Below are 25803 nucleotides of genomic sequence, written 5' to 3' on the forward strand. Positions count from 1 at the left end.
AACATTTCTTAAATGCAGGTGGGCTTAGCCAACCAGTTCAAGACCCGAGAAGAAGTAAGCGATTTCTTCTGCCGCTGCTTCAGGTGCATCCGACCCGTGAACCGAGTTTTCGCCAACTGATTCAGCAAATTCAGCGCGGATTGTGCCGGCTGCTGCGTCGCTTGGGTTGGTTGCGCCCATAACTTCGCGGTTTTTCGCGATGGCGTTTTCGCCTTCCAGAACCTGAGCAACGATTGGCGCGGACGCCATGAATTCGCACAGTTCGTCATAGAAAGGACGCTCGGCGTGTACTTTGTAGAACTCACCGGCTTGTGCTTTGGACAGGTGAATACGCTTGCTTGCGACAACGCGCAGGCCTGCGTCTTCGAATTTCTTAACGATTGCGCCGGTCAGGTTGCGGCGTGTTGCGTCTGGTTTGATGATCGAGAATGTGCGCTCAAGGGCCATGATAGCTCTCCTTTGTGGGGTTAATTTGGGCGCTCCCTAACATGGGGATTGCCGCGTGAAAAGGCGCGATTGACGCGGGGCCAGACATGGTTCACACCGCGCCCATGTTACGCATTTCAGAAATCAACTATTCCGTCGAAGGCCGCCCCCTCTTTGAGGAGGCCAGCGCCGTCATTCCCGAAGGTCATAAAGTGGGCCTCGTCGGCCGCAATGGCGCGGGTAAAACCACCTTGTTTCGCATCATTCGCGGGGAATTGGGTTTGGACGCGGGTGAAATCACCCTGCCGTCCCGCGCCAAGATCGGCGGCGTCGCGCAAGAGGTGCCATCGTCGGACGTGTCGCTGATTGATACGGTGTTGGCGGCGGATACCGAACGGGCCGCTCTGATCACAGAATCCGAGACCACCAAGGATCCTGTACGCATCGCCGAGGTGCAAACCCGCCTTGCCGATATCGACGCGTGGTCTGCCGAAGGGCGTGCGGCCTCGATCCTCAAGGGGCTTGGTTTTGACGATCACGACCAGCAACAGCCCTGTTCGGCCTATTCCGGCGGCTGGCGCATGCGCGTGGCTTTGGCGGGTGTTCTGTTTGCGCAGCCCGATGTGCTGCTGCTCGATGAACCGACCAACTATCTCGACCTCGAAGGGGCGCTGTGGCTTGAAAACTATCTGGCCAAATACCCCCACACGGTGATCATCATCAGCCACGACCGTGGGCTGTTGAACCGCGCCGTCGGTGGTATCTTGCACCTCGAAGACCGCAAGCTGACCTATTACCAAGGCAACTACGACCAATTCGCTAAAATGCGCGCCGAGAAACGTGCGCAACTGTCTGCCGCTGCGAAAAAGCAGCAGGCGCACAAGGCACACATGCAGGCCTTCGTCGACCGCTTTAAGGCCAAGGCATCCAAAGCCAAACAAGCACAGTCGCGGATGAAAGCCATTGAAAAGATGGTGACAATCACCCCACCAGAGGAAGCAGCGCGCAAGGTATTCACCTTCCCGCAGCCCGATGAATTGTCGCCACCGATCATCAGCATCGAAGGCGGATCCACCGGCTATACCGAAGGTCAGCCCGTGTTGTCGCGCCTTAACCTGCGCATCGATCAGGACGACCGCATCGCGCTTTTGGGCCGCAACGGTCAGGGCAAATCGACCCTGTCGAAACTGCTGTCCAACCGTCTGGTCCTGTTCGAAGGCAAAGCGGTCAATTCCAACAAGCTGCGCATCGGCTTCTTTGCCCAGCATCAGGTCGACGAACTGATCATCAATGAAACGCCGTTGCAGCACATGATCACCGCGCGCCCCGGCGTCATGCAGTCAAAACTGCGCGCACAGCTGGCGGGTTTCGGCCTTGGCCCCGATCAAGCCGACACCGAAGTTGGCCGCCTGTCCGGTGGTCAAAAGGCGCGCCTGTCGCTGCTGCTTGCCACGCTCGATGCGCCGCATCTGCTGATCCTCGATGAACCGACCAACCACCTCGATATCGAATCCCGCGAGGCACTGGTCGAGGCGCTGACCCGTTATTCCGGCGCTGTGATCCTTGTCAGCCACGACATGCACCTGCTGTCGATGGTGGCCGACCGTCTGTGGCTGGTGTCCGACGGCACAGTCAAACCCTACGAGGACGACCTCGAAGCATATCGCAAAATGCTGCTGACCGTTGAAAAGCCCGTCAGCAAGAACGCCAAGCCGGTGAAAGAAGCGCCAAAACCCAAGCGCGCCTCGCGCGAAGACATCCTTGCCCTGCGTTCCGAAGTGCGCACCGCCGAGGCCCGCGTGACCAAAATCAACGACATGCGCGACAAGCTGGCCAAGAAACTTGCCGACCCTGCCCTTTACGAAAAGGAAAAAGTCGGCGAACTTGAGGTGTGGAACAAAAAATACGCCGAAGTCATGGCCGCACTTGAACGTGCGGAATCGATCTGGATGGCCGCTCTGGAAAAACTTGAAACAGCCTCCGCCTGACGACTGACACACTCTTCGCTTGGCTTCTCTGGCTCATAAATATCCCGGGGGTCCGGGGGCTGGCCCCCGGAAATACATATGATGACACTCGACATTGCCTTTATGATCACGGCCTTTGCCACCATGATCGTCATCATTGACCCCTTTGCGATTGGGCCGATGTTTCTGGCTCTGACCCCCGGCCTGTCCCATGCACAACGGCGCCGCATCGCATGGCGTGGTGTGTTCATTGCGGGGCTGATCTTGTTGGTTTTCGCGGCCTTCGGCGAGGCCGTGCTGGGCTTTATCGGCATCTCCATGCCCGCGTTTCGGGTCGCCGGGGGGATTTTGCTGTTTCTGACCGCGCTTGAAATGCTGTTCGACCGCCGCACAAAACGGCGCGAGCAAAGCACGACAGACCCTGATCACGACGCCGACGATCACGACGATCCGTCGGTCTTTCCGCTGGCGATACCGTTGATCGCGGGCCCGGGTTCGATCGCGTCGGTCATCCTGCTTACCGGTGAAAAACCCGGCATCGAAGGGTTCGTGACCGTGATGGGGATCACCTTTGCCGTGCTGGCGCTGATGGGGATCACGATGCAGGCAAGCGGCTATCTGGAACGCGTTTTGGGCAAAGTCGGGATCAATGTCATCACGCGACTGCTGGGCATGCTTTTGGCCGCGCTTTCGGTGCAATTCGTGCTCGAAGGTCTCAGCGCCTTTGGTTTTGGGCCGGGTGCGGGCTGACAAAACCCGTCACACGCCCCATATTCCACCCAAGGAACAACGGAGCGTCCAATGGCAGAATTTGAAACCGGTCGTCTGATCTATCTTTTGGTGTTGCTGGCGATGGTCGCGGGCTGGTTCTTTATGCAGGGCCGCGGCGAGGGATTTAACAAAACCCTGCAACAGGCCGCGGTTTGGAGCATGATCTTTGTCGGTGCCGTCGCAGGTTACGCGCTGTGGGGCGACATCACGCGCAATTCGGGCGCACCCCAGCAAAGCTATGCGGACGGGATCGGCACCGTCACCCTGCCCCGTGCGCGTGATGGCCATTATTACCTGACGGTGCAGATCAACGGCGCGCCGATCCGCTTTGTCGTGGACACGGGGGCCAGCGACATGGTTCTGACCCGCGAGGATGCGCAGCGTGTCGGCCTGTCGCCCGATACGCTCAACTACCTTGGTCGCGCCAATACCGCCAATGGCGAGGTGCGCACCGCCTTTGTACGCCTGAACGAAGTGCAATTGGGGGAAGTGCGCGATTTCGATGTGCCTGCCGTGGTGAATGACGGCGAGATGGGGCAATCTTTGTTGGGGATGGGTTATCTGCAACGTTGGGGCCGGATCGAGATTTCGAATAACGAGCTGATCCTGACACGTTAAGATCGATCAGTAACCCACTCACGTTTCTGCCTTTTTCTCCCAGCGACCGCTTTCTTCGGACCAGTATTGCGCCGACACGCTTGCGTCTTTCAACGCTTTCCATTGTCCGCGCGCCTTGTTCAGGGCCCGCTCGTCCAGCCCGTCAAACAGAATGCACACCCTGTCCAAATTTGTGACCTCGGCAGCGGTCACATCTGCCCCGTGGATCGAAAACACACAGGTGGCACCGTTCGGTGCCTCGGTTTGGGTGGTCAACAAAACCGGCTGTTCCGCATCATGGGGCCCACCGGCCAACCCGTGCGGCAGGAACCCGTCATCGGGGCCTTGCCACAGGGCGGCATCCATTTGCGCCAGCAAATCGGGGTCGGTGCCGCGTACCGCCACACGCCACCCTGCCCCTTGGGCCTTGCCCAACAGCATGGTTAACGTCTCGACCAAAGGTCGCTGTGTCAGATGGTAGAAATACGCGGCACCCATGGGCTTATTCGACCTCGAAATTATCCGAAATCAACCGGTTCAAGGATGCAACGCCCCATCCTGTGGCCCCGATCGGTGCTAATGTCGTTTCTGTCTTGAGCGACGCCACACCTGCAATATCAAGGTGAATCCAGGGTGTCTCGTCTTTCACGAACCGCCCAAGGAACTGCGCCGCAGATACGGCACCGCCATCGCGGCCGCCGATGTTTTTCATGTCGGCAATCCGGCTTTTCAGCAGCTTGTCATAGCCGGGGCCCATAGGCATCCGCCATGCACCTTCGTTCTCTGCCTCAGCGGCCTTGAGGAACGCGTTGCACAGGGTGTCATTGTTAGAAAACACGCCCGCATTTTCATGGCCAAGACCAATTACGATTGCGCCCGTCAGCGTCGCCAAATCGATCATGCCCGCAGGTTTAAAGCGGTCTTGCGCGTACCACAGCACGTCACACAGCACCAAACGCCCCTCGGCGTCGGTGTTAATCACCTCGACGGTGTCGCCTTTCATCGATTTGATCACATCGCCCGGACGCGTCGCCATGCCCGATGGCATGTTTTCGACGATACCAACAAGGCCCACAACATTGGCTTTGGCTTTGCGCAGGGCAAGGGAGCGCATCACGCCAGCCACCACGCCCGCGCCGCCCATATCCATGGTCATGTCTTCCATGCCAAGGCCGGGTTTCAGGCTGATGCCGCCGGTGTCAAAGACAACGCCCTTGCCGACCAGCGCCAGTGGGGCCGCGTCTTTCTTGCCGCCATTCCATTTCATAACAACAACATAGGACGGGCTGGACGACCCTTGGCCAACCGACAAAAGCGTGCGCATGCCCAGCTTTTCCAGTTCGGCGTCGTCCAGCACTTCGACCTCGAGGCCGATGTTTTCCATCTCGGCCAGACGGTTTGCGAATTCGGTGGTGGTCAGCACGTTGGCAGGTTCATTGGTCAGATCGCGGGTCATAAAGGCACCGTCGGCGATGGCGAGCAAAGGTTCTGCGGCCTCTTTCACCTCGTCGGGCTTGCTGGCCATAATCGTAATAGCGCCCTTGCGCGGCTTGCCGTCGCTCTTGTTGTCCTCAAAGCTGTAGTCACGCATGGCAAGGCCAAAGCACAGCTCGGCCGATTTGCGCAGCCCGCCTGTCAGAACCAGCAAATCCGCGGCCCCCCGCAGCTTGGCCAAGCTGCCGCCGGCTTTGCGCAGATCCTGCACATTGGCGTTGTTCGCCAGTTGGATCACGTCCACGGCCTCGGCCAGCATGCCCGTGGGATAGCCCATGCTGAGCACGTCGCCGGGTTTCAGATCGGCGAATTTGGTGGTTTGGACCAGACGTTCCAGCGCGCCTTTTGTCAGCTTGTTGATCCGACGGGCGCTTGGGTTCATCTTGCCTTCGGCGTCGATGGTGACGGCAACACGACCAGCGTGTTCCGCAATCTGGTCTACGTCTGTTTGGGCAAAGCTGATTGGGGTCAATGCGGTCATGGTCTGCGTCCTTTTGGTATGAATTACCCCAAGACCTAGCGCGCAGCCGCCGGTATTGCCAGATAGCAGTTTTCGCCGACGAAAATTTGTTTTATCGTGCGTGCAAAATATCAGCATAAATATCTAAGGGATGCAGATTGGCTAAGTTTGACCGCTATATGTTGTCCCAGTTCCTGATCCTGTTCAGTTTTTTCGCGCTGATCCTGGTCGCGATTTTTTGGATCAACCGCGCCGTTATCTTGTTTGATCGCCTGATTGGCGACGGCCAGACGGCGTTGGTGTTTCTGGAATTCACTGTGCTGGGCCTGCCCAAGCTGATCACCACGGTGTTTCCCATCGCTGCATTCGCGGGGTCGGTCTATGTGATCAACCGCATGACCAGCGAATCCGAGATGACAGTGCTGCAGGCCACGGGCAGCGGGCCGTGGCGGTTGGCGCGCCCTGTGTTGGTGTACGGTGTTTGCGTTGCGGTGATGATGTCGGTTCTGACGCATTTTCTGGTGCCCATGGCCAAGGCGCAATTATCCCAACGCGAGGCCGAGATTTCGCAAAACGTGTCCGCGCGGTTGCTGACCGAGGGCGAGTTTCTGCACCCCTCGTCCAAGGTGACGTTCTACACGCGGCTGATTGGCACCGATGGCGTTTTGCGCGATGTGTTTCTTTCGGATCGCCGCAACCCCGAAGAAGGCATTATCTATTCCGCATCCGAGGCCTATCTTGTGCGCAATGGCGAAGGGACCACGCTGATTATGGTCGATGGATTGGCGCAGCGCCTCACAAGCGAGACCAATCAGCTGTCCACCGCGAAATTCCGCGATTTTTCCTTCGATATCTCGGCGTTGGTCAGTAACAGCACCGAGGAATATACATCGGTGGATAGTATGGTCACGCCTGCATTGTTTACCGATTGGACGGCCCTTGGGGACAAGGCCGAAATATCCCAAGGTGTCATCACCGAAGAATTTCACGCCCGCTTTGCCGCGCCGCTGTTTTGCATTGTCGCGGCGATGATCGGCTATGCCACGCTGATCTTGGGCGGGTTTTCGCGGTTTGGCGTCTGGCGCGAGATCGTGATCGCCTTTGGCCTGCTGATTGCCATTGATGGTCTTCGCAGCACATTGGAAGGTATGGTGCGCAGTGACGCCAGCCGCTGGCCGTTGATCTATTTGCCCAGCTTGATAGGCCTTATTTTGGTGTTGGCGATGATTTGGCAAACCGCCCATCCGGGTTGGTTGCGCCGAATGCGCCGGGCAAAGGTGGCGGTATGATCCTGCATTTCTATTTCGCGCGCCGTTTCCTAACCGGCTTTGTGCTGATCTCGGCGGTGCTGTTTGCGCTGTTGGTGTTGGTCGATATGGTCGAACAGGCCCGCAGATTTGGCAGCTATGACATCGGTTGGCAGCGCATTTTCGGGCTGACCATGTTGAACACCCCCGCGACCATGAACCTGATTTTGCCATTGATCATGATTTTGGCGACGGTCGTTTTGTTTCTATCCCTCGCGCGGTCTTCCGAACTGGTCGTCACCCGTGCTGCAGGGCGATCAGCGCTTAGCGCATTACAGGCCCCTGTTATGGTGGCATTTATCATCGGGGTCATGGCGGTTGGCATGTTGAACCCGATCGTGGCCGCCACGGCAAAACGCTATGTGCAAGTGTCCGAGAACATCCGCGCGGGCGGTGCGTCGGCCCTGTCGATCAGCCGCGAAGGATTGTGGCTGCGTCAGGGTGGCGAGCAAGGGCAAACCGTGATCCGCGCGTGGCGGTCCAACGCCGATGCGTCGGTGTTGTATGATGTGACGTTCATTTCCTATGCCCCCGACGGTGGCCCCATTCGCCGGATCGAGGCAACCAGTGCCGAACTGGAAGAGAATTCATGGGTGCTGACCGGCGCAAAATCATGGCCGCTCCAGGTCGGGGTGAACGCCGAAGGCAATGCCGAATTCTTCGAGACACTGACATTGCCGTCTAACCTGACGCTGGACCGTATCCGCGAAAGCATCAGTGATCCGGGTGCCGTGTCGATCTATGATCTGCCCGAATTTATCAGCCAGCTTGAACAGGCCGGGTTTTCGCCCCGCCGGCACAAGGTCTGGCTTCAGACCGAATTGGCCCGCCCGTTTTTCCTTGTGGCGATGGTTCTTGTTGCGAGCGCATTCACCATGCGCCATACGAGGTTCGGAGGCACAGGCGTTGCCGTGTTGGCATCAGTTCTGTTGGGGTTTGGCTTGTATTTCATTCGCAGCTTTGCACAAATTTTAGGGGAAAACGGGCAGATCCCGGTGATCCTCGCGGCATGGGCACCGCCGGTGGCGTCGATCCTGTTGGCCCTTGGTTTGTTGCTCCATGCGGAGGATGGCTAAGATGCGGCGGTTTATCCTAGTGCTTTGCTTGCTGCTTCCCCTGCCCGCAACGGCGCAAAACCTTGATGAACGGCCTGCGGTTCTGGTGGCTGACGACTTGTTGATCACCCGCGACCGGGTGTTGATCGCCCGCGGCAACGTCGAGGCCTTCCAAGGCGACACCCGCATTCGTGCCAAATCAATCAGCTATGATGAACAGACCGGCGCGCTGACCATCGAGGGGCCTATTGTGCTGACCGATGGTGCGGGATCGGTGATCTTGGCTGACGCTGCCGAACTGGACAGCAGTTTGCAAAATGGTCTTTTGACCGGCGCACGTATGGTGATGAACCAACAGGTGCAACTGGCCGCCGTGCAGATCGACCGCGTGGACGGGCGTTATAGCCAGCTTTATAAAACTGCCGTAACGTCTTGTAAAATATGCGAAGATGGCGAAGTACCCTTGTGGCAGATCCGGGCGCGTCGGGTCATCCACGACGAGGTCGGGCAGCAGCTTTATTTCGACGATGCGACGTTTCACATCAAAAACGTTCCGGTCTTTCACCTGCCCCGTTTGCGCATGCCGGACCCGACGCTTGACCGTGCGACCGGGTTTCTGACGCCTTCAATCCGGACCACGTCGCAATTGGGCACAGGCCTTAAACTGCCGTATTTTATCAAGCTGGGCGACAGCCGTGATCTGACCTTGGCCCCGTATCTGTCGACCGCGACGCGGACGCTTGAATTCAGGTATCGGCAGGCGTTTGTCGGCGGCAATATTTCATTCGAAGGGGCCTATACCCGAGATGATGAGATCCCCGATACGAACCGCGGCTATCTGGATTGGCAAGGCGCGTTTGATCTGCGGCGCGATTACAAACTAAGCTTCAACATCAAGATCGTCAGCGACGAGGCCTATTTTACCGAATACGGCTATCTGGACGAAGACCGTTTGCGCAGCGATATCACCGTCAGCCGCGCACGGCGTGACAGCTATGTACGGGCCAGTCTGTATAACTTTGAAACCCTGCGCGACGGCGAGATCAATTCGACCCTGCCCACCCTCGTGATCGACGGCGAATTCGAGCGCCGGTTTTTCCCCAAGTCGGTCGGGGGCGAGGTTCGGTTTTCGCTTGAGGCCCACAGCCATCAACGCAGTTCGACGGTGGATGTGATTGGCCGGGACGTGGCGCGGATCAATGGCAAGCTTGAATATCTGCGGCGGTTCACCCACAAAAGCGGGCTGGTGACGGACGCGCGTGCCGGCCTGGGTTTTAACGCGTTTGATATCACTCAAGACACGACATATTCGCAAAACCACACCGATCTGGTGCCCTCTGCTTCTGTTGGCCTAAGCTATCCTATGGTGCGCCGCGGGGCGGGTGGTGTGACGCAGATGCTGACGCCTCTGGCGCAAGTCGGATGGACGGGGGGGGAACGTCTGGACATCCCTAACGAGGAAAGCACACGGGTCGAGTTTGATCAGGGCAACCTGCTGAGCCTGTCACGCTTTCCCAGCTCTGACCGGCAGGAACGGGGTACTGTTACCGCTGTGGGGATGAACTGGTCACGCTTTGACCCGCAGGGGTGGGATACGCATATTGCCGTGGGTCAGGTGTTCCGGTCGGTCTTGGATAGCGATTTCACCAATTCGTCAGGCCTGTCCGGCACCAAATCCAACATCCTGCTGGCCGGGCAAATCCGCAACCACGCCGGTTTGTCGCTTACCGCGCGCACCCTGTTTGACAACAACTTTGAGGTATCCAAGACAGAGCTGCGCGGCGATCTGGGCTTTAGGAACGTCACCCTTGGAGGCACATATGTCTGGCTTGAAGCAGATGCAGCCGAAGACCGCACAGAACCCGTGTCCGAGATTTCACTGGATGGGTCCTATGATTTTCGCAATCATTGGACCGCCAGCGCCGACGTCCGCTATGACGTCGATAATGACCGTGCTGCGACGGCGGGTCTTGGCCTGACCTATAACAATGAATGCGTCAGCGTCGACCTTTCCGTCCGCCGGCGCTATACCTCATCAACAAGTGTTGAGCCCTCGACAGATATCGGGTTTAACATCGGCCTGCGGGGCTTTTCGGCCTCCAACGGAAAAGAAAGATATGTGCGATCATGTGGGATGTAACTAAGATGAACCTGAACCGTCTGACACGCCGCGTTGCGATTGTTGGCCTTGCGGTCATGACAGCCGCACCCGTGCTTGCGCAGAACCTCTATGCGCCGGTGGCCAAGGTGAACCAATCCGTTGTGACCGAATTCGAAGTCCAGCAGCGTCAACGGTTCTTGCAACTGCTCAACGCGCCGGGTGCCACCCGCGAAGGGGTGATCGACGCCTTGATCGACGAACGTGTGCGCAACGAAGCGGTGGCCGATGCGGGGATCGAACTGACCCCCGAAGGCATCGATGAAAGCCTCGCTGAATTCGCAGGCCGCGCCAATCTAAGCACAGCCGAGTTTACCAAGGCGCTTGGTCAGGCTGGCGTGTCCCCCGAGACATTCCGTGATTTTGTGGTGAATTCCATCGGCTGGCGTGAATTAGTCCGGGCGCGCTATGCGTCGCGGGTGCAGATCACCGATGCCGAAATCGACCGCGCGCTTGGCACCGCAAATAACAGCGGTGTGCGCGTGCTGGTGTCCGAGATCATTATTCCGGCCCCCCCTGAAAACGCGGCGCGGGTAAATGCGTTGGCTGAACAAATCTCGCAGTCCCGTTCGGTGTCCGAATTTTCGAACTATGCCACCCAGTATTCCGCAACCGCCTCGCGCGGCCGTGGTGGTCGTTTGGGCTGGCAAGACCTGTCCCTGCTGCCGCCCAGCATCCAGCCGCTGATCCTTGGGCTTGCCCCGGGCGAGGTTACTGCCCCGCTGCCGATCCCGAATGCCGTTGCCCTGTTCCAGCTGCGCGATATCCAGGAAACCGGCAGCCCGACCAACAACTATTCGTCGATTGAATATGCTGCCTATTATTTACCCGGTGGCCGCAGTCCGGAAACATTGGCACAAGCTGCGAAAATTGCCGCCCGTGTCGACAACTGCAACGATCTTTACGGAGAAGCACAGGGCCAGCCTGCCGAGGTGCTTGAGCGCGCCACCAAGGCCCCCGCCGACATCCCCCAAGACGTCGCGATTGAACTGTCCAAGCTGGACGCGGGCGAAGTGTCGACGGCGCTGACCCGCTCCAACGGCCAAACGTTGATGTTCTTGATGATGTGCAGCCGCACCGCTGCCGCCAACCAAGAAGCAAGCCGCGAGGCCGTGATCAATTCGCTGCGTCAGGAACGTCTGGTGGGCTATGCGGAGCAACTGCTTGAGCAGCTCAAAGCCGACGCGCGTATCGTGCGCAAATGACCGTGTCCCGGCCTGTCGTCATCTCGTGCGGTGAACCGGCAGGCATCGGACCAGAGGTCGCAGCCCGTGCATGGGCTGTGCTCGCTGGCGAAGTACCAATGGTCTGGCTGGGCGACCCGCGCCATTTGCCCGCCGACATCCCCCACCGCGTGATTGATCGTTGCGATCAGGCCTTGGATGTCGGGGCAGATGCCCTGCCCGTGCTTGCCCACCCCTTCCCCGCCGACAATGTTCCGGGGCTGGCCGATCCGGCCAATGCCCAACCGGTGATTGATGTGATCGCACGCGGCGTTGATCTGGTGCGCGCGGGGGATGCCTGCGCGCTAACCACCGCACCGATCCATAAAAAGGCGCTCAAGGACGGGGCGAATTTTGCCTATCCGGGCCATACCGAATACCTCGCAGCGCTTGCCGGTATCGATGATGTGGTGATGATGCTGGCGTCGGATCAATTGCGCGTGGTGCCTGCGACAATCCACATCGCGCTGGATCAGGTCCCGCATGTTCTGACACCACCCCATCTGCGCCGGGTGATCGAAATCACCGCTGCGGGCCTGAAAAGCCAATTCGGCATTGCCAAGCCCAAGATCGCCATCGCGGGCCTGAACCCCCACGCAGGCGAAGGCGGCACAATGGGCCGTCAGGAAGTCGACTGGATGAACGATCTGGTCACGACCATGCAAGGCGAAGGCTATGACCTGATGGGTCCGCTGCCCGCCGATACGATGTTTCACGCAGCCGCCCGTGCCCGCTATGACGCCGCAATTGCAATGTATCACGATCAGGCGTTGATCCCGATCAAGACGCTCGATTTTGACCGCGGCGTGAATGTGACGCTGGGCTTGCCCTTTATCCGGACCTCGCCCGATCACGGCACGGCCTTTGACATCGCAGGCAAAGGTATCGCAAATCCCACCAGCATGGTCGAAGCAATCCGCCTGGCCCATAAAATGGCCGCGTCCTGATGCTTCTCTGGCTCTTAAATATCCTCGCCGAAGGCGAAAGTACAACATGACCACAATCGATACGCTTCCGCCTCTGCGCGATGTCATCAACACCCACGACCTCAAGGCGCGCAAATCGCTGGGGCAGAACTTCCTGCTTGATCTCAACCTGACCGCCAAAATTGCGCGGCAGGCGGGGGATATGTCCGGCTGCGATGTGCTTGAGATTGGTCCCGGGCCCGGTGGCCTGACCCGTGGATTGCTTGCCGAAGGGGCACGGCGTGTGTTGGCCATCGAAAAAGACAAACGCTGCTTGCCCGCGCTTAATGAAATCGCCGAGGCCTATCCCGGACGGCTGACCGTGATCGAAGGCGACGCGCTTGAAATCGATCCGCTCGCCTACCTGACCCCGCCCATTCGGATCGCCGCCAATCTGCCCTATAACGTCGGCACCGAATTGCTGGTGCGCTGGCTGACCCCCGCCGAATGGCCGCCGTTCTGGGACAGCCTGACATTGATGTTCCAACGCGAAGTCGCCGAACGCATCGTGGCCAAACCCGGCTCCAAAGCTTACGGGCGGCTGGCATTGCTGGCACAGTGGCGGGCGGATGCGCGGATCGTGATGAATCTCCCCCCCGAGGCATTTACCCCGCCGCCCAAAGTGTCCTCGGCCGTGGTGCATTTGACCGCCCTGCCGGAACCCCGTTTTCCGGCGGATCCTGCCGTGCTTAACCGCGTTGTCGCGATGGCATTTAACCAGCGCCGCAAAATGCTGCGCTCGGCGCTCAAGGCGGCGGCACCCGACATCGAAGATCGCCTGATCTCGGCGGGCATCAAACCGACCGAGCGTGCCGAACAGCTATCGCTTGAAGCGTTCTGCGCCTTGGCCCGCGAGATCGCCAAGCCTTAACCCCACACAAACCTGTCGATCAAAAGCGAAAAGGCCCCGCAAATAGCGAGGCCTTTCCTAATTTCTATCCCAGTTTACGCAGCTTTACTCAGCCGCTTCGGTCTGATCGCCACCACCATCGGGGGCCTGACCGGACGTGTCGTCCGCTTGAGGCTGTGGCTTGCGCCGGGGCGCGCGGCGTGGCTTTGGCTTGTTCTCGGGGGTCTCGACCAGATTGCTGGCATCGTCACCACCCTGTGCCGCGCTATCGTCCTGAAGAAGGTCCGGTTGCTTGGCGTTGCGGTTGTTCCGGCGGCGCTTGGGCTGCTGGTCCGCGGTGTCTTGGGCTGGCTGTGGCTGGTCATTGCCCTGGGCCGCGCCCTGGTTGCCCGTCTCGGCCTCGCCTTCATTGGAGGGGCCGCCATTGGCCGCTTCGCGTTCCTGACGCTCGGCCCGTTCGCGGTCACGCTCGGCTTGGCGTTCGCGGTTCTGACGCTCCTGCTCTTCCTGACGTTCACGCTGCTGGCGCTCTTGCTCTTCGCGGCGTTGGTCCATTTCGCGCTGTGCCTCGGATAGCATGCGCAGATAATGTTCAGCGTGCTGCTGAAAGTTTTCGGCGGCAACACGGTCATTGCTCAGCTGAGCATCGCGGGCAAGCTGGTTATATTTTTCAATAACCTGCTGCGGCGTACCGCGGACTTTGCCTTCTGGGCCAGAGCTGTCGAACACGCGGTTAACGACGTTGCCGCCACCTTGTGGTTGACGGTTGCGACTGTTCTTGGATCTGGAACGTGATCTTGAAGATTTCATGTAATTCGTTCAGCCTTGTTGTGCTGTGCTTCGAGAAAGCCGCCGGATGCATCTACATGCTTCAAAAGCGCGCCATACGATTTGTTGGGCTTAACGCCGCGCGGGACCGCCAATTGGCATCCACCGCTGCAACAAGATTGAATAAGCACGGCTGTCAGGCGCGATCAAGCACAAACTGTCAAGAATGCGTGAGATCATGCTTATTTTGCGGTTTCATGCTGGTGTGTCGGCCCAAAGAACACGGTCACGGCCATCCAAATCGGGCAGAATCCGTACCCGTCCCCATCCGGCCGATTTAAAGATCTCTACCACGTCCGGCCCTTGTTGCCAGCCAATTTCGGCCAACACGCGGCCCGTGGCGGTCAGATACCCTTGGGCTTGGGATGCAATCACCCGATAGGCGCTTAGCCCGTCTAACCCGTCTGTCAACGCCATTTCAGGTTCGTGTAGACGCAATTCGGGGGATACTGCGGCCATTTCCGATTTTGCCAGATAGGGCGGGTTTGCCACGATCAGATCAAACCGGCCATTTGCGGCCTCGAACCAGTCGGATTGGCGGATGTCTGCACGCGCGTGAACGCCGTGCAGCACCGCATTTGCGCTGGCTTGCAAGCAGGCTGATTCTGACAGGTCTAACCCCACGCCCTGCGCGTCCGGCCGTTCTGCCAGCAAGGTGACCAATATGCAGCCCGATCCGGTGCCTAGGTCCAGCACAGTGTCAAACGGTTCAGACAGGGCCAGTTCGATCAGCGTTTCGGTTTCGGGCCGCGGGTCCAGCACATCGCGGCTGACCTTGAAATCGCGCCCGTAAAAGGCGCGCTGCCCGACCAGATGTGATACAGGCACGCGCACGGCACGTAACGCGATCAGGTTCTCATAGCGCTCTGCGATTTCTGGCGCGATTTCTTCGGGGGCAATCAAGGTCACACGCGATGCGTCTACCGATGCCGCATGTGCCAGCAATAGCCGTGCATCGCGGGCGGGGTCCGGCACACCAGCGGCGCGTAATCGTGCCGCTGCCGATGCCATCGCCTGCGCCGCTGTGGGCGCGCTCACTGTCCCATCTCCGCCATCATTCGGGCCTGGGCATCCGCCGTCAGCGCATCAATGATTTCGTCCAGATCACCCTGCATGATGGCATCAAGGCGGTACAGGGTCAGGTTGATCCGGTGATCGGTCATCCGCCCTTGGGGGAAATTATAAGTCCTTATCCGTTCCGACCGGTCGCCCGATCCAACCTGAGCCGCACGATCAGCCGACCGTGCGCTGTCGACGCGCTGACGCTCCGCATCATAAAGCCGCGCTTTCAGGACCTGCATCGCGATCTCGCGGTTGCGGTGCTGTGATTTTTCGGAAGACGTCACAACAATGCCGGTCGGGATATGGGTGATGCGCACGGCGGAATCCGTGGTGTTGACGTGCTGGCCCCCTGCCCCTGAACTGCGCATCGTATCGATCCGCAAATCATTGGGGTCGACGTGAATATCCACGTCTTCCGCTTCGGGCAGCACGGCGACGGTTGCCGCCGACGTGTGTATGCGCCCGCCGCTTTCCGTCGTCGGCACACGCTGCACGCGGTGCACGCCGGATTCGTATTTCAAACGGGCAAAGACATTCTGACCCTTGATATGGGCCACGACTTCCTTGACGCCCCCCAGCTCGGTCATCTGCTCTTCGATCAGGTCGAACTTCCAGCCCTGCGCCTCGGCATAGCGCTGGTACATCCGCAACAGATCGGCGGCAAACAGCGCGGCTTCGTCACCGCCAGTGCCGGGCCGTATCTCAAGCATGGCAGGTTTGGCATCCGCCGCATCTTTGGGCAACAACGCCAGTTGCAAGGATGCCTCGGCCTTGGGCAATGCCGCCTTGAGCCGTGGCAGTTCTTCCTCGGCCAGTTCCGCCATCTCGGGGTCTTTCAACATGGCACGTGCGTCGTCCATGTCTTGCAACAATTGCCGGTATTCTTCGATCTGTTCGACCACGGGGCGCAGGTCGGCATATTCCTTGGCCAGCTTGGCAAAGTCGGCACCGTCTGAGCCAGACGACATAGACGCCTCCAGAAACTGGAAACGTTGGGCGATTTGGGCAAGGCGGTCCATGGGGATCATCGCGTTTCTGTCGCTGATGATTGCGCTTTGGTCAAGGGCCGCCGTGTGTTAATGTGATTGGCAATGAAACAGATTGCTCTGATATCGGGCCTGTTACTCGGCCTGACGGCACAATCGGCACCCGCACAAGCGACCTATCCCAGCGGCAAGGCGGTTGATTGCTATTGCACCAATACCCAAGGCCACCGCGTGGAACTGGGCCAAGTCATTTGCATGCAAATAGGCGACCGCTTGTTTCAGGCGCAATGCCAGATGTCGTTGAATGTGCCGATGTGGCGCGAGGTGCAGCAAGGCTGCCAAACCTCTGCCTTAGATGGCGATGCCGATGGTGGCCAAAATCTGCTGCAATCGTTTGCGGTTCACACCCATATCTGACTTGCCAAAGCGCAAGCGGCTATAGAACGTCGCACGGCTCCCATCGTCTGACAACGCGGCGGTTGTATAATCCGGAAAACCCCAAAGCACAGACCGGGTCACATATATCTGCTGCCCGTCTACCACAGCCAGCTTTTGCGTGTGCGGCTGCGCCATCATGGCTGTGTCAAAGGCGTCCAGAACCGCTTCAGGGGCCTGATCAACCTTGGTGACAACCTTAAAACCACCCTCCGTGGGGTAGGTTCCAGGCGCATCAGCATTGGCATCCACCGTCCAGTTTGCAGCGTCAGTTGGGGCAAAGCGGATATAGGCCTGCAAACCTATCAACACCAAAATCAGGACCCAAAAGAAACTCATCATTCGCTTTGCTTTCATTTTGCTTTTTAAACTCCCTGCGGAGCGTCCGCCGGATCAGCGATATGCAACCCCGGGTAGGATGCACATGATTTCATACAGGATATTTGCCCCTGTCAGCGCTGTGTTGCCGGTCGTGTCATAGGGCGGTGATACCTCAACCAGATCGGCCCCTACCACGTTCAACCCCTTCAGCGCACGGATCAGCTCTAACGCTTGCGGCGTCGTCAAACCGCCGATTTCCGGCGTGCCGGTGCCCGGGGCATAGGCCGGGTCCAGACTGTCGATGTCATAGGTGACATAGACAGGCGCGTCGCCAATATCGCGTCTGATTTCTGCCCCCAGCGGTGACAGGCTGCGATGCCACAGTTCCTGGGCGGGGAATTGCTGGAACCCCCAACCGGTGGCTTCGGTGAAATCATCGGCACCATAGCCCGTGCCGCGCAACCCGATTTGATAGGTTTTATGCGGGTTTATCAGGCCTTCCTCATAGGCGCGGCGAAAGACTGTACCATGGGTTTCGCGCTCTCCGAACATATCGTCGTTCACATCCGCATGGGCATCTACATGGACCAGCGCCAAAGGCCCGTGCCGTTTGGCCATCGCGCGCAGGATTGGCAGCGTGATCGAATGATCCCCGCCAATCGCCAAGGGCATCGCATCCGACCTTAGGATTTCAGTGTAACTATCTTGAATTATTGACAAACTATCCGATAGCGAAAACGTATTGATGGCCAAGTCACCGATATCCGCGACCTGTAGTGAATCAAACGGCGCGGCCCCGGTGCCCAGATTATAGGGCCGCAGCATCGCGCTTTCTGCGCGGACCTGTTTGGGGCCAAAGCGCGTGCCGGATCGCCATGACGTACCAATATCCAGAGGAATGCCCAGAACTGCGACATCCAACCCCTTGAGGTCACTCGCCGAAGGCAGCCGCATGAATGTGTTGGGGCCTGAAAATCGGGCCAGATCATTGCCACTTATGGGTTGGTTTTTTCCGCTCATCTGTTCCGCATTCTCCATCCCAGCAGGCAAAGGATCTCGGTCGCTACATGGGCACCTGCAATGGCTGTGGCCCCGGTTGTATCAAAGGGGGGTGATACTTCGACCACGTCGCCGCCCACAATATTGATCCCTGCCAGATCACGCAACATGATGGCGCATTGCGCCGAGGTCAGACCGCCCCAAACCGGCGTGCCGGTACCGGGCGCAAAGGCCGGGTCAAGCGCGTCAATGTCAAAGGTCAGATAGCAAGGACGGTCGCCAAGTACTTGTTTTATCTTGGCAACTGCGGCTTGTGGTCCTTTTTCATGAACCTCGCGCGCGTCAATGGTGGTGACGCCCAAAGTATCGGGGTTCGTGGTTCTGATCCCCACCTGAACCGAAGTAAGCGGATCTACGATGCCGGATTTCACCGCCTTGTAGAACATCGTGCCGTGGTCGATCCGGTCCATATCGTCATCAGGCCAGGTATCGGAATGCGCATCGAACTGCAGCAGGCTGATCGGCCCGTATTTTTCGGCATAGGCTTTGAGGATCGGAAAGCTGATGTAATGATCGCCCCCCAGCACCACGCTGGCGGCACCTGCGTCCAATATCCCTTTGATATGTTTGGTTAAAGTGGCGGGAAACTGGCTGGTGTGCCCATAATCAAACGCCAGATCACCATAATCGGCGATGGCACATTCGCTGAGCACATCAAAATCCCAGCCATAGGGCGGGTCATAGGGTTGCAGGCTTGATGCCTCGCGGATCGCGCGGGGGCCAAGCCGCGTGCCGGTGCGGTTGGTCACGGCCTGATCGAACGGCACGCCTGTCACGGCGATGTCAACGCCGGTCAGGTCTTTGGTATAGCGGCGGCGCAGGAATGATGTCGCCCCCCCAAAGGCGTTTTCAAAGCTGGGCCCTTTTAGATCATCACGGGTAAACGCTTGATCTACTTGTGTTTTTGCGTCTTCGAGCGCCATTATTTTACCATCGCCGGTTGAAGCTGTTCTACCAGCTGGACAAAGAACGAGGCCCCAACGGGTGCCACATCATCGTTGAAGTTGAACTTGGGGTGATGCAATCCCGCACCCTCGCCCGCGCCTAGGAAAAGATAGGCACCGGGCCGCTCTTCCAGCATATAGGCAAAGTCTTCGGCACCTGCGACACGGGGGAATTCGGCGTCGACATGGGCGTCGCCTGCAACCGTGCGGGCCACATCGGCTGCCAGCGCTGTCTGTTCGGGGGCGTTTTGGGTGCTGGGATATCCAACCTCGTAATCAAGTGTCGCGGTCACGCCGTAACTGGCCGCCTGCCCTTGAACGATATCTTCCATGCGTTTGCGGATCAGCGCCTGCACGTCCTTGTCAAAGGTACGCACGGTGCCGTTGATCATCGCCGTGTCGGGAATGATATTGCTGGCCGAACCGGTGTGGATTTGCGTGACCGAAATCACCATTTCCTGCGCCGATGGTACGTTGCGGCTGGTGATCGTCTGGATCGCCTGAACGATACCGCAGGCCGCGACGACGGGATCGGCGGTTTCGTGCGGCATGGCACCGTGCCCGCCGCGCCCGTTGATCTGGATGGTAAAGGAATCAACCGCTGCCATGATCGGCCCCGGCGTGGTGAAAAATGACCCGAATTCGCTGCCCGGCATATTGTGGATGCCATAGACCTGCGCGATGTCGAAACGGTCCATCATGCCTTCTGCGCACATAACCTGCGCACCGCCGCCGTCTTCCTCGGCGGGTTGGAAAATCAGCGCCACGCGGCCTGCGAAATTGCGCGTCTCGGCCAGGTATTTCGCGGCCCCCAGCAGCATGGCGGTGTGCCCGTCATGGCCACAAGCGTGCATTTTGCCGGGATGCGTCGATGCATACTCAACGCCGGTTTCCTCGTGAATGGGCAGCGCATCGAAGTCAGCGCGCAGGCCGATTGTCGGGCCATCGCTGCTGCCATTGATAATCGCCACAATACCGGTTTGCGCGATGCCCTCGTGAATTTCGTCAGCGCCCAGTTCCTGCAAACGCTCTTTGATGAAAGCCGCTGTTTTGGGGCAGTCAAAGCCCAGTTCCGGGATCGTGTGCAGATGTCTGCGCCATTCGGTCATCAAGGGGGCAAAATCCGCGATACGGTTCACGACGGGCATTGGGTGGACTCCTGCATATATCTTGGTCAGGTTGCATCTGACACCAGACACACGGGGGCTGCAATGGCCGAGACATCGAAAGATGCACTGATCTTTGATCAAAGCGCAGGGATTGAGCGGCTTTTGGAAATCATGCGCCGCTTGCGTGATCCTAAAACCGGCTGTCCGTGGGATATCGAGCAGGATTTCGCCAGCATCGCCCCCTACACCATCGAAGAGGCCTATGAGGTTGCCGATGCGATTGAACGGGGTGACTGGCCCGAGTTGGAGGGCGAATTGGGCGATCTGTTGCTGCAAACCGTCTATCACACGGCTATGGGCGAAGAAGACGGGCATTTCACCTTTCAATCCGTGGTGCGCAACATCAGCGATAAAATGGTCGCACGGCACCCGCATGTGTTTGGCGATGAATCGCGCGATAAATCGGCCGATCAGCAAACGGCGGATTGGGAAAAGATCAAGGCAGCCGAACGTGCGGGCAAGGCCCAAGGCGGCGCGCTTGATGGTGTGGCCGTGGGACTGCCTGCGTTGCTGCGCGCCTATAAACTGCAAAAACGTGCCGCGCGGGTCGGGTTTGACTGGCCTGACACCGGCGATGTGGTTGCCAAAATAGCCGAGGAAGCCGCCGAATTGGTCGAAGCCCGCGATACCCTGACCCAAGCAGAGGTCGAAGAAGAATTTGGTGATCTGATGTTTGTGATGGCCAATCTGGGGCGGCATCTGGGCCTTGACCCAGAAGCCGCCCTGCGCAGTGCCAACGCCAAATTTATCCGCCGTTTCGAGGGCGTCGAGGCGCGCCTTGCGCAGATCGGCAAAATCCCCGAACAAAGTGATCTGGCCGAGATGGACGCACTGTGGGACGCGGTGAAACAGGCGGAACGCAGCTAGATCAAGTGCTTGTACTGGACAAGCCCCACGGCTTGCGGCAAGGCTCGGACAACATGAAAGACAGGAGACCCGCCATGACGCCGCGCAAGATAATCATCGATACCGACCCCGGTCAGGACGACGCTGTGGCGATTTTGCTGGCGTTGGCCAGCCCCGAAGACATCGATGTTTTGGGGATCACCTGCGTTGCGGGCAATGTGCCGCTGGATCTGACAGTGCGAAACGCGCGGATTGTGTGCGAATTGGCGGGCAAAACCGACGTGAAAATCTTTGCCGGATGCGACCGCCCGCTGGGCCGCGCATTGGTCACGGCGGAACATGTGCATGGCAAAACCGGCCTTGACGGCCCCGTGCTGCCCGAACCTACGATGCCAATCGCAGAGGGCCACGCGGTGGATTTCATCATCGATATGTTGCGCGAATACGCACCCGGCACCGTGACGCTATGCCCGCTGGGACCGCTGACCAACATCGCGACGGCGCTGCAAAAGGCCCCCGATATTGCCAGCCGTATTGCCAAGATCATCCTGATGGGTGGTGGCTATTTCGAGGGGGGCAATATCACCCCTGCGGCAGAGTTTAACATTTATGTCGATCCGCAAGCTGCTGATATCGTGTTTAAATCGGGCGCGCCGATTGTAGTCATGCCCCTTGATGTCACCCACAAGGCGCTGGTCACCACCGCCCGCAATGACGCGTTTCGCAACATCGGTAGCCCCGTGGGCATTGCAGTGGCCGAGATGACTGAATTCTTTGAACGCTTCGACAAGGAAAAATACGGCTCCGAAGGGGCACCGCTGCATGACCCTTGCGTGACCGCCTATCTGATCCGCCCCGATTTGTTCAAAGGCCGCCATATCAATGTCGAGATCGAAACAGAATCCGAGCTGACCATGGGCATGACCGTCGCCGATTGGTGGGGCGTCACCGACCGCGCCCCCAACGCGACATTCATGGGCGATTTGGATGCAGACGGGTTTTTCACGCTGCTCACCGAACGTCTGGCCCGGTTGTGAGCGCCGCCTTCACCCTTGCCAAGCCCGAACATCTTGAGCGGCTGATTGCCTTGGTCGCGGCCTTTCACGCCGAGGCCGGGATCGAACAATCAGACGAGGACCGACATAATGGGATCGCACCGCTGCTGGACGGTATCCCCCATGGCATCGCCTATCTGATCGGGCCGCCCCGTGCGCCCATCGGCTATGTTATTATCACCCTTGGCTGGTCGGTGGAATTTGGTGGGTTGGACGCAATCATTGATGAAATCTATGTCCGCCCCGGCGTGCGTGGTCGCGGCATCGCATCCGAGGCGCTGCTGGCCCTGCCCAATGCCTTGTCCGGTGGTGGCGTGAAGGCCGTGCATCTTGAGGTCGACAAAGAAAACCTGATTGCGCAAAAACTATACAGCCGTGCAGGGTTTCGGCCCCGTGATAACTATATGTTCATGACGCGAAAGCTGTGATCGCACTGGCCAATCGGCTTTTGATAGCTATATCTAAACCATGACATTCAGCGCCCCCTTCGATAACAGTTTCGCCGCATTGCCGGCCGGCTTTTACACCCGCATCATCCCGACCCCCGTGGCCGACCCCAAGCTGTTGGCCTTTAACGCGGAATTGGCGAAAACGCTGGGGTTGGCCGATGTCGGCACTGACGATCTGGCCTTTATCTTTGGTGGCAACGAACTGCCGCAGGGTGCCGACCCGTTGGCGCAGCTTTATGCGGGCCACCAGTTTGGCAACTTCAACCCCCAACTTGGCGATGGCCGTGCGATTTTGCTGGGCGAAGTCGTGGACAGCAATGGCCAGCGCCGCGATATCCAGCTCAAGGGTTCTGGCCGCACGCCTTATTCGCGGGGCGGTGACGGGCGTGCGTGGCTGGGTCCTGTTCTGCGCGAATATGTGGTCTCCGAGGCGATGCATGCCCTTGGCATTCCCACCACCCGCGCCCTTGCCGCCGTCGCGTCCGGAGAGGACATCTACCGCGAAACCGCCCTGCCCGGCGCTGTGTTGACCCGCGTTGCGGCCAGCCATCTGCGCGTCGGCACGTTTCAGGTCTTTGCCCACCGCGGCGAGGTTGAAAACCTGCGCACCCTTACCGATTATGCGATTAAACGACATTATCCGCAGGCCGACGGCCCCATGGGCCTGCTGCGCGCTGTCTGTGCAGCACAGGCCGATCTGATCGCGGCGTGGATGTCGATCGGGTTCATCCACGGGGTGATGAATACGGATAACTGTTCGATCTCGGGCGAGACGATTGATTATGGCCCTTGCGCGTTCATGGATGCGTTTAATGCCAATCGCGTGTTCAGTTCGATCGACCGTCAGGGGCGCTATGCGTTCTCGAACCAGCCGCAAATGGCAGTGTGGAACATGGCACAGCTTGCAACCGCGCTGATCCAGCAGTTGGAGGATCCGAATGATGCCGTCGCCGAAGCGACCGAGATTGTGCACGCCATGCCCGCGCTGATCGAGGCCGCTTGGCTGAAACGCTTTGCCGCGAAAATAGGGATCGCTGATCCGGTGCCACAGGACGCCGCGCTGATTGATGATCTGCTGGCGCTGATGCAGCAGGACGGTGCCGATTTCACCAATGCGTTCCGCGCCCTGTCGGGCGATATCCCGCAGGATCAATTCCTTGACCAAGATGGGTTTGCCGCGTGGCAGGCCAGATGGCAGACGCGTATTGCAGCAGAAACCGATCCGCTGGCCGTGATGAATGCGGCAAACCCGGTGATCATTCCCCGCAATCACCGTATTGAACAGATGATCCAATCCGCCGTTGCTGGCGACATGGCACCGTTTGAGCGGTTGATTAAGGCGCTGGCATCACCCTATCAAACCACCGATGCCGACCTGCAGCGCCCGCCAACGGACAGCGAAATCGTACCGGCGACATTTTGTGGGACTTAATTGGGCAGGCGCGGTTTGCGGTTGATCAGGTAAATCCCGAGGGCGACCAATACCAACGCGGCCCACACCGACAGGGCGACGTCTTCGGACAGCAGCAACCAGCCTAGTATTACCGAAAACACGGGCGATAGAAAGCTGAACGAGGCGACGGTTGAGGCGGGATAAACCGACATCAGCCAGAACCACGCCAGAAACCCAAGGCTCGCTACCGCGATAATCTGAAAGCCGAGGCCTGCCAGATGAATCATCTGCACGTCGCGGATCAGGGGGCCGAACAGCGGGGCGATCAGCACCAGAATGGGCCCGGAGATCGCAACCTGGCACATCAGCTGCTGCGCAGGCGGTACCTTTTCCAGCGGGGTCACCCGCACCAACAACGCAATGCCCGCCCAACACAGCGCAGCGGTCAGCGCCAGCAGATCGCCCAACCAACTGACATGCCCGCCGCTGCGTTCGCTTAGCGCTACGGCCACACCCGCCATCGCCAACCCCAAGCCGATCATCTTGAGCTTGGTCAGCCGTTCATCGGGCAGCAGAAAATTGACGGCAATGGTCAGCCATACGGGCATGGAATAAAATATCACCGACGCGCGGCTGACGGTTGTTGTGTCTAATGCGATGAAAAGGCAGGTGAATTCAAAGGTGAACAGCAACCCCGATACCACGGCCCAACCCCATGTGGGACGCGGAAAGGAAAAACTGACCCCGCGCAGTTTCATCCAGATGGCCAGAATGACAATGGCCCCCAGTGACCGCAGGCCAGCCGCAAACACCGGATTAAAGCCACCGTTCGTGACCTTGATCACGACCTGATTAAAGGCAAGGTTCAGCGCAAAGGCGATCAGCGCGAGGGCGCCAAATGTGTCAATTTGGGTTTTACGTTCCATGCCCCACAGACCCGCGTTACCGGCATGTTGTCAATCGCAATAAGGCGCCTAACGACGCGGGGTTGATCGCTATCTGGTTGTGTCTGTCAAAGATTTACAACACACTCCGTGCATAATTTACAAACGGGGAAGTCAACAAAATGAGCTTGATGAAAACACTGGCCAAAGTGGCCATTGGTGTTGCTGTGGCCAAAGGTGCCAGCGCGATGATGAAAAAAAGCGGCGGCAGCGCCAGTGCTGGCAGCGCGGGCGGCCTTGGCGGGTTGCTTGGCGGTTTGGCTGGCGGGTCTGGGGCCGGTGCGGGATCATCCCGCGGCGGTTTGCAGGATATGCTGGGCGGCTTGATGGGCGGCAGCGCCGGGTCCGCTGGCGGTTTGGGCGGCTTGCTGAACCAGCTTGGCGGCAGCGCCGGTGGCTCTTCCGGCGGTTTGGGTGATTTGTTGAACCAACTGGGCGGTGCTGGCGGGTCCAGCGCATCTGGTGGCGGTCTGGGTGGATTGCTTGGCGGTTTGGCCGGTGCTGCGGGTGCTGGTGGCTTGATGGCAGGCCTTGGCGGATCAACCAGCGGCAAGCCCAAGCGTGAAGAAGCCGATTTTGGGGCGGTGTTGAATTCGCAGTTTGATGCGAACCCGACCCCCGCGATCCAGCCCTCGCAAGACCAAGAGGTGTTGGCCGCCCTGATGATCGCCGCGATGATCCAAGCGGCGAAATCCGATGGTACCTTTGACCAGGCAGAGCGTGAAAAACTGCTAAGCCACCTTGGCGATGTAGACGCCGAGGAAGCCGCATTCGTGAACGCCCGTATGGACGCGCCCGTTGATATTGACGGCTTGGTTGCACAGACCCCAGCGGGCATGGAAGCGCAGGTTTATGCGATGTCCCTGCTGGCCATCGATCTCGATACCCAGGACGAGGCGCAATATCTGCACCAGCTGGCCAAAGGCTACGGCATGAAACCCGCGGCAGTGAATGAAATCCACGCGCAAATGGGTGTGCCGTCGCTTTATACCTGATCCAGACGATCTGAATGACAGCGTGAAAGCCTGGGCCGGAAACG

Annotated in this window: 26 protein-coding genes; 15 read left to right on the plus strand and 11 right to left on the minus strand. The window is 58.9% G+C overall.

Going from position 1 to position 25803, the window contains the following annotated elements:
- Window positions 1-24: 24 nt before the first annotated feature.
- The gene (gene ndk, locus KZZ06_RS02915; RefSeq protein WP_219578511.1) at window positions 25-447 is read right to left on the minus strand and encodes a nucleoside-diphosphate kinase; all 423 of its coding nucleotides are present in this window, start codon (window positions 445-447) and stop codon (window positions 25-27) included.
- A 104-nt stretch (window positions 448-551) separates the two neighbouring features.
- Between ndk and KZZ06_RS02920 the strand changes: the two genes are divergently transcribed.
- The 3 genes from KZZ06_RS02920 (at window position 552) to KZZ06_RS02930 (ending at window position 3782) form a co-directional block, all read left to right on the plus strand.
- Complete coding sequence (locus tag KZZ06_RS02920; protein WP_219578512.1) at window positions 552-2414, plus strand: ABC-F family ATP-binding cassette domain-containing protein; 1863 nt, start codon at window positions 552-554, stop codon at window positions 2412-2414.
- Between the two features lie 81 nt (window positions 2415-2495).
- On the plus strand, window positions 2496-3143 hold the full coding sequence (locus KZZ06_RS02925; RefSeq protein ID WP_219578650.1) for a MarC family protein: 648 nt from the start codon (window positions 2496-2498) through the stop codon (window positions 3141-3143).
- 51 nt (window positions 3144-3194) lie between these two features.
- Complete coding sequence (locus tag KZZ06_RS02930) at window positions 3195-3782, plus strand: TIGR02281 family clan AA aspartic protease (protein WP_219578513.1); 588 nt, start codon at window positions 3195-3197, stop codon at window positions 3780-3782.
- Window positions 3783-3800: 18 nt separating this feature from the next.
- Here KZZ06_RS02930 and KZZ06_RS02935 read toward each other — a convergent pair whose 3' ends face one another.
- Together KZZ06_RS02935 and KZZ06_RS02940 are read right to left on the minus strand one after the other, a co-directional pair.
- Window positions 3801-4259, minus strand: coding sequence for a DNA polymerase III subunit chi (locus KZZ06_RS02935; protein WP_219578514.1), 459 nt, complete (start codon window positions 4257-4259; stop codon window positions 3801-3803).
- Window positions 4260-4263: 4 nt separating this feature from the next.
- Window positions 4264-5736: a leucyl aminopeptidase gene (locus KZZ06_RS02940; protein WP_219578515.1), complete on the minus strand. Its 1473-nt coding sequence runs from the start codon at window positions 5734-5736 to the stop codon at window positions 4264-4266.
- 137 nt (window positions 5737-5873) lie between these two features.
- Between KZZ06_RS02940 and lptF the strand changes: the two genes are divergently transcribed.
- Genes lptF through rsmA form a run of 6 tightly spaced genes read left to right on the plus strand, consistent with a single transcriptional unit; the run spans window position 5874 to window position 13294 of the window.
- Window positions 5874-7004, plus strand: a complete 1131-nt coding sequence (gene lptF / locus KZZ06_RS02945) for an LPS export ABC transporter permease LptF (protein WP_219578516.1) — start codon at window positions 5874-5876, stop codon at window positions 7002-7004.
- The gene (lptG, locus tag KZZ06_RS02950; protein WP_219578651.1) at window positions 7001-8098 is read left to right on the plus strand and encodes an LPS export ABC transporter permease LptG; all 1098 of its coding nucleotides are present in this window, start codon (window positions 7001-7003) and stop codon (window positions 8096-8098) included. The genes lptF and lptG overlap by 4 nt, the downstream gene beginning before the upstream one ends.
- Before the next feature lies 1 nt (window position 8099).
- Window positions 8100-10217, plus strand: a complete 2118-nt coding sequence (locus KZZ06_RS02955; protein ID WP_219578517.1) for an LPS-assembly protein LptD — start codon at window positions 8100-8102, stop codon at window positions 10215-10217.
- A 5-nt stretch (window positions 10218-10222) separates the two neighbouring features.
- A complete protein-coding gene (locus KZZ06_RS02960; protein WP_219578652.1) occupies window positions 10223-11440 on the plus strand; it encodes a peptidylprolyl isomerase in 1218 nt (405 codons plus the stop codon).
- The gene (gene pdxA, locus KZZ06_RS02965; RefSeq protein ID WP_219578518.1) at window positions 11437-12405 is read left to right on the plus strand and encodes a 4-hydroxythreonine-4-phosphate dehydrogenase PdxA; all 969 of its coding nucleotides are present in this window, start codon (window positions 11437-11439) and stop codon (window positions 12403-12405) included. The genes KZZ06_RS02960 and pdxA overlap by 4 nt, the downstream gene beginning before the upstream one ends.
- A 46-nt stretch (window positions 12406-12451) precedes the next feature.
- Entirely contained in the window at window positions 12452-13294 is an 843-nt protein-coding gene (rsmA, locus tag KZZ06_RS02970; RefSeq protein WP_219578519.1) for a 16S rRNA (adenine(1518)-N(6)/adenine(1519)-N(6))-dimethyltransferase RsmA, read from the plus strand.
- A gap of 84 nt (window positions 13295-13378) precedes the next feature.
- On the opposite strand, the gene KZZ06_RS02975 is transcribed toward rsmA, so the two are convergent.
- The 3 genes from KZZ06_RS02975 to prfA form a co-directional block, all read right to left on the minus strand.
- Window positions 13379-14083 carry a DUF4167 domain-containing protein gene (locus KZZ06_RS02975; protein WP_219578520.1) on the minus strand — a complete coding sequence of 235 codons (705 nt, stop codon included), beginning with the start codon at window positions 14081-14083 and terminating at the stop codon, window positions 13379-13381.
- Between the two features lie 213 nt (window positions 14084-14296).
- On the minus strand, window positions 14297-15139 hold the full coding sequence (gene prmC, locus KZZ06_RS02980) for a peptide chain release factor N(5)-glutamine methyltransferase (protein WP_219578521.1): 843 nt from the start codon (window positions 15137-15139) through the stop codon (window positions 14297-14299).
- A complete protein-coding gene (prfA, locus tag KZZ06_RS02985) occupies window positions 15136-16191 on the minus strand; it encodes a peptide chain release factor 1 (RefSeq protein WP_219578522.1) in 1056 nt (351 codons plus the stop codon). The genes prmC and prfA overlap by 4 nt, the downstream gene beginning before the upstream one ends.
- Window positions 16192-16254: 63 nt before the next feature.
- On the opposite strand from prfA, the gene KZZ06_RS02990 reads away from it, so the two are divergent.
- Complete coding sequence (locus KZZ06_RS02990; protein WP_219578523.1) at window positions 16255-16566, plus strand: hypothetical protein; 312 nt, start codon at window positions 16255-16257, stop codon at window positions 16564-16566.
- Here the strand turns inward: KZZ06_RS02990 and KZZ06_RS02995 are convergent.
- The 4 genes from KZZ06_RS02995 to KZZ06_RS03010 are packed head-to-tail and all read right to left on the minus strand — an operon-like array spanning window position 16501 to window position 20056.
- Window positions 16501-16926, minus strand: coding sequence for a DUF1499 domain-containing protein (locus KZZ06_RS02995; RefSeq protein ID WP_219578524.1), 426 nt, complete (start codon window positions 16924-16926; stop codon window positions 16501-16503). The genes KZZ06_RS02990 and KZZ06_RS02995 overlap by 66 nt on opposite strands.
- A 51-nt stretch (window positions 16927-16977) precedes the next feature.
- Window positions 16978-17925, minus strand: coding sequence for an agmatinase (gene speB / locus KZZ06_RS03000; RefSeq protein WP_219578525.1), 948 nt, complete (start codon window positions 17923-17925; stop codon window positions 16978-16980).
- Window positions 17922-18887: an agmatinase gene (speB, locus tag KZZ06_RS03005; protein WP_219578526.1), complete on the minus strand. Its 966-nt coding sequence runs from the start codon at window positions 18885-18887 to the stop codon at window positions 17922-17924. The genes speB (KZZ06_RS03000) and speB (KZZ06_RS03005) overlap by 4 nt, the downstream gene beginning before the upstream one ends.
- Window positions 18887-20056, minus strand: coding sequence for a M20 aminoacylase family protein (locus KZZ06_RS03010; RefSeq protein ID WP_219578527.1), 1170 nt, complete (start codon window positions 20054-20056; stop codon window positions 18887-18889). The genes speB (KZZ06_RS03005) and KZZ06_RS03010 overlap by 1 nt, the downstream gene beginning before the upstream one ends.
- 63 nt (window positions 20057-20119) lie before the next feature.
- On the opposite strand from KZZ06_RS03010, the gene mazG reads away from it, so the two are divergent.
- From mazG to KZZ06_RS03030, 4 genes are all read left to right on the plus strand, one after another.
- The gene (gene mazG, locus KZZ06_RS03015) at window positions 20120-20944 is read left to right on the plus strand and encodes a nucleoside triphosphate pyrophosphohydrolase (RefSeq protein WP_219578528.1); all 825 of its coding nucleotides are present in this window, start codon (window positions 20120-20122) and stop codon (window positions 20942-20944) included.
- 74 nt (window positions 20945-21018) lie between these two features.
- A complete protein-coding gene (locus KZZ06_RS03020; protein ID WP_219578529.1) occupies window positions 21019-21960 on the plus strand; it encodes a nucleoside hydrolase in 942 nt (313 codons plus the stop codon).
- Window positions 21957-22406: an N-acetyltransferase gene (locus tag KZZ06_RS03025; RefSeq protein ID WP_219578530.1), complete on the plus strand. Its 450-nt coding sequence runs from the start codon at window positions 21957-21959 to the stop codon at window positions 22404-22406. The genes KZZ06_RS03020 and KZZ06_RS03025 overlap by 4 nt, the downstream gene beginning before the upstream one ends.
- A gap of 40 nt (window positions 22407-22446) precedes the next feature.
- Entirely contained in the window at window positions 22447-23859 is a 1413-nt protein-coding gene (locus tag KZZ06_RS03030; protein ID WP_219578531.1) for a YdiU family protein, read from the plus strand.
- Here the strand turns inward: KZZ06_RS03030 and KZZ06_RS03035 are convergent.
- Complete coding sequence (locus KZZ06_RS03035) at window positions 23856-24746, minus strand: DMT family transporter (RefSeq protein ID WP_219578532.1); 891 nt, start codon at window positions 24744-24746, stop codon at window positions 23856-23858. The genes KZZ06_RS03030 and KZZ06_RS03035 overlap by 4 nt on opposite strands.
- Window positions 24747-24886: 140 nt before the next feature.
- Between KZZ06_RS03035 and KZZ06_RS03040 the strand changes: the two genes are divergently transcribed.
- Window positions 24887-25759, plus strand: a complete 873-nt coding sequence (locus tag KZZ06_RS03040) for a DUF533 domain-containing protein (protein WP_219578533.1) — start codon at window positions 24887-24889, stop codon at window positions 25757-25759.
- Window positions 25760-25803: the final 44 nt, after the last annotated feature.

Source organism: Sulfitobacter sp. CW3 (assembly GCF_019392245.1).
Classification (GTDB): Bacteria; Pseudomonadota; Alphaproteobacteria; order Rhodobacterales; family Rhodobacteraceae; genus Sulfitobacter.

Excerpts from the sequence above, each read along its gene's own strand:
- rsmA (WP_219578519.1), top strand. The coding sequence starts at position 12,452 with ATGACCACAATCGATACGCTTCCGCCTCTGCGCGATGTCATCAACACC.
- KZZ06_RS02925 (WP_219578650.1), top strand. The coding sequence starts at position 2,496 with ATGACACTCGACATTGCCTTTATGATCACGGCCTTTGCCACCATGATC.
- KZZ06_RS02990 (WP_219578523.1), top strand. The coding sequence starts at position 16,255 with ATGAAACAGATTGCTCTGATATCGGGCCTGTTACTCGGCCTGACGGCA.
- KZZ06_RS02960 (WP_219578652.1), top strand. The coding sequence starts at position 10,223 with ATGAACCTGAACCGTCTGACACGCCGCGTTGCGATTGTTGGCCTTGCG.
- KZZ06_RS03020 (WP_219578529.1), top strand. The coding sequence starts at position 21,019 with ATGACGCCGCGCAAGATAATCATCGATACCGACCCCGGTCAGGACGAC.
- speB (WP_219578525.1), bottom strand. The coding sequence starts at position 17,925 with ATGAGCGGAAAAAACCAACCCATAAGTGGCAATGATCTGGCCCGATTT.
- KZZ06_RS02940 (WP_219578515.1), bottom strand. The coding sequence starts at position 5,736 with ATGACCGCATTGACCCCAATCAGCTTTGCCCAAACAGACGTAGACCAG.
- KZZ06_RS03035 (WP_219578532.1), bottom strand. The coding sequence starts at position 24,746 with ATGGAACGTAAAACCCAAATTGACACATTTGGCGCCCTCGCGCTGATC.
- mazG (WP_219578528.1), top strand. The coding sequence starts at position 20,120 with ATGGCCGAGACATCGAAAGATGCACTGATCTTTGATCAAAGCGCAGGG.
- KZZ06_RS02975 (WP_219578520.1), bottom strand. The coding sequence starts at position 14,083 with ATGAAATCTTCAAGATCACGTTCCAGATCCAAGAACAGTCGCAACCGT.
- pdxA (WP_219578518.1), top strand. The coding sequence starts at position 11,437 with ATGACCGTGTCCCGGCCTGTCGTCATCTCGTGCGGTGAACCGGCAGGC.
- KZZ06_RS03010 (WP_219578527.1), bottom strand. The coding sequence starts at position 20,056 with ATGCCCGTCGTGAACCGTATCGCGGATTTTGCCCCCTTGATGACCGAA.
- KZZ06_RS03030 (WP_219578531.1), top strand. The coding sequence starts at position 22,447 with ATGACATTCAGCGCCCCCTTCGATAACAGTTTCGCCGCATTGCCGGCC.
- KZZ06_RS02930 (WP_219578513.1), top strand. The coding sequence starts at position 3,195 with ATGGCAGAATTTGAAACCGGTCGTCTGATCTATCTTTTGGTGTTGCTG.
- prfA (WP_219578522.1), bottom strand. The coding sequence starts at position 16,191 with ATGATCCCCATGGACCGCCTTGCCCAAATCGCCCAACGTTTCCAGTTT.
- KZZ06_RS02955 (WP_219578517.1), top strand. The coding sequence starts at position 8,100 with ATGCGGCGGTTTATCCTAGTGCTTTGCTTGCTGCTTCCCCTGCCCGCA.
- KZZ06_RS03040 (WP_219578533.1), top strand. The coding sequence starts at position 24,887 with ATGAGCTTGATGAAAACACTGGCCAAAGTGGCCATTGGTGTTGCTGTG.
- KZZ06_RS02920 (WP_219578512.1), top strand. The coding sequence starts at position 552 with ATGTTACGCATTTCAGAAATCAACTATTCCGTCGAAGGCCGCCCCCTC.
- lptG (WP_219578651.1), top strand. The coding sequence starts at position 7,001 with ATGATCCTGCATTTCTATTTCGCGCGCCGTTTCCTAACCGGCTTTGTG.
- KZZ06_RS02935 (WP_219578514.1), bottom strand. The coding sequence starts at position 4,259 with ATGGGTGCCGCGTATTTCTACCATCTGACACAGCGACCTTTGGTCGAG.
- ndk (WP_219578511.1), bottom strand. The coding sequence starts at position 447 with ATGGCCCTTGAGCGCACATTCTCGATCATCAAACCAGACGCAACACGC.
- speB (WP_219578526.1), bottom strand. The coding sequence starts at position 18,887 with ATGGCGCTCGAAGACGCAAAAACACAAGTAGATCAAGCGTTTACCCGT.
- KZZ06_RS02995 (WP_219578524.1), bottom strand. The coding sequence starts at position 16,926 with ATGATGAGTTTCTTTTGGGTCCTGATTTTGGTGTTGATAGGTTTGCAG.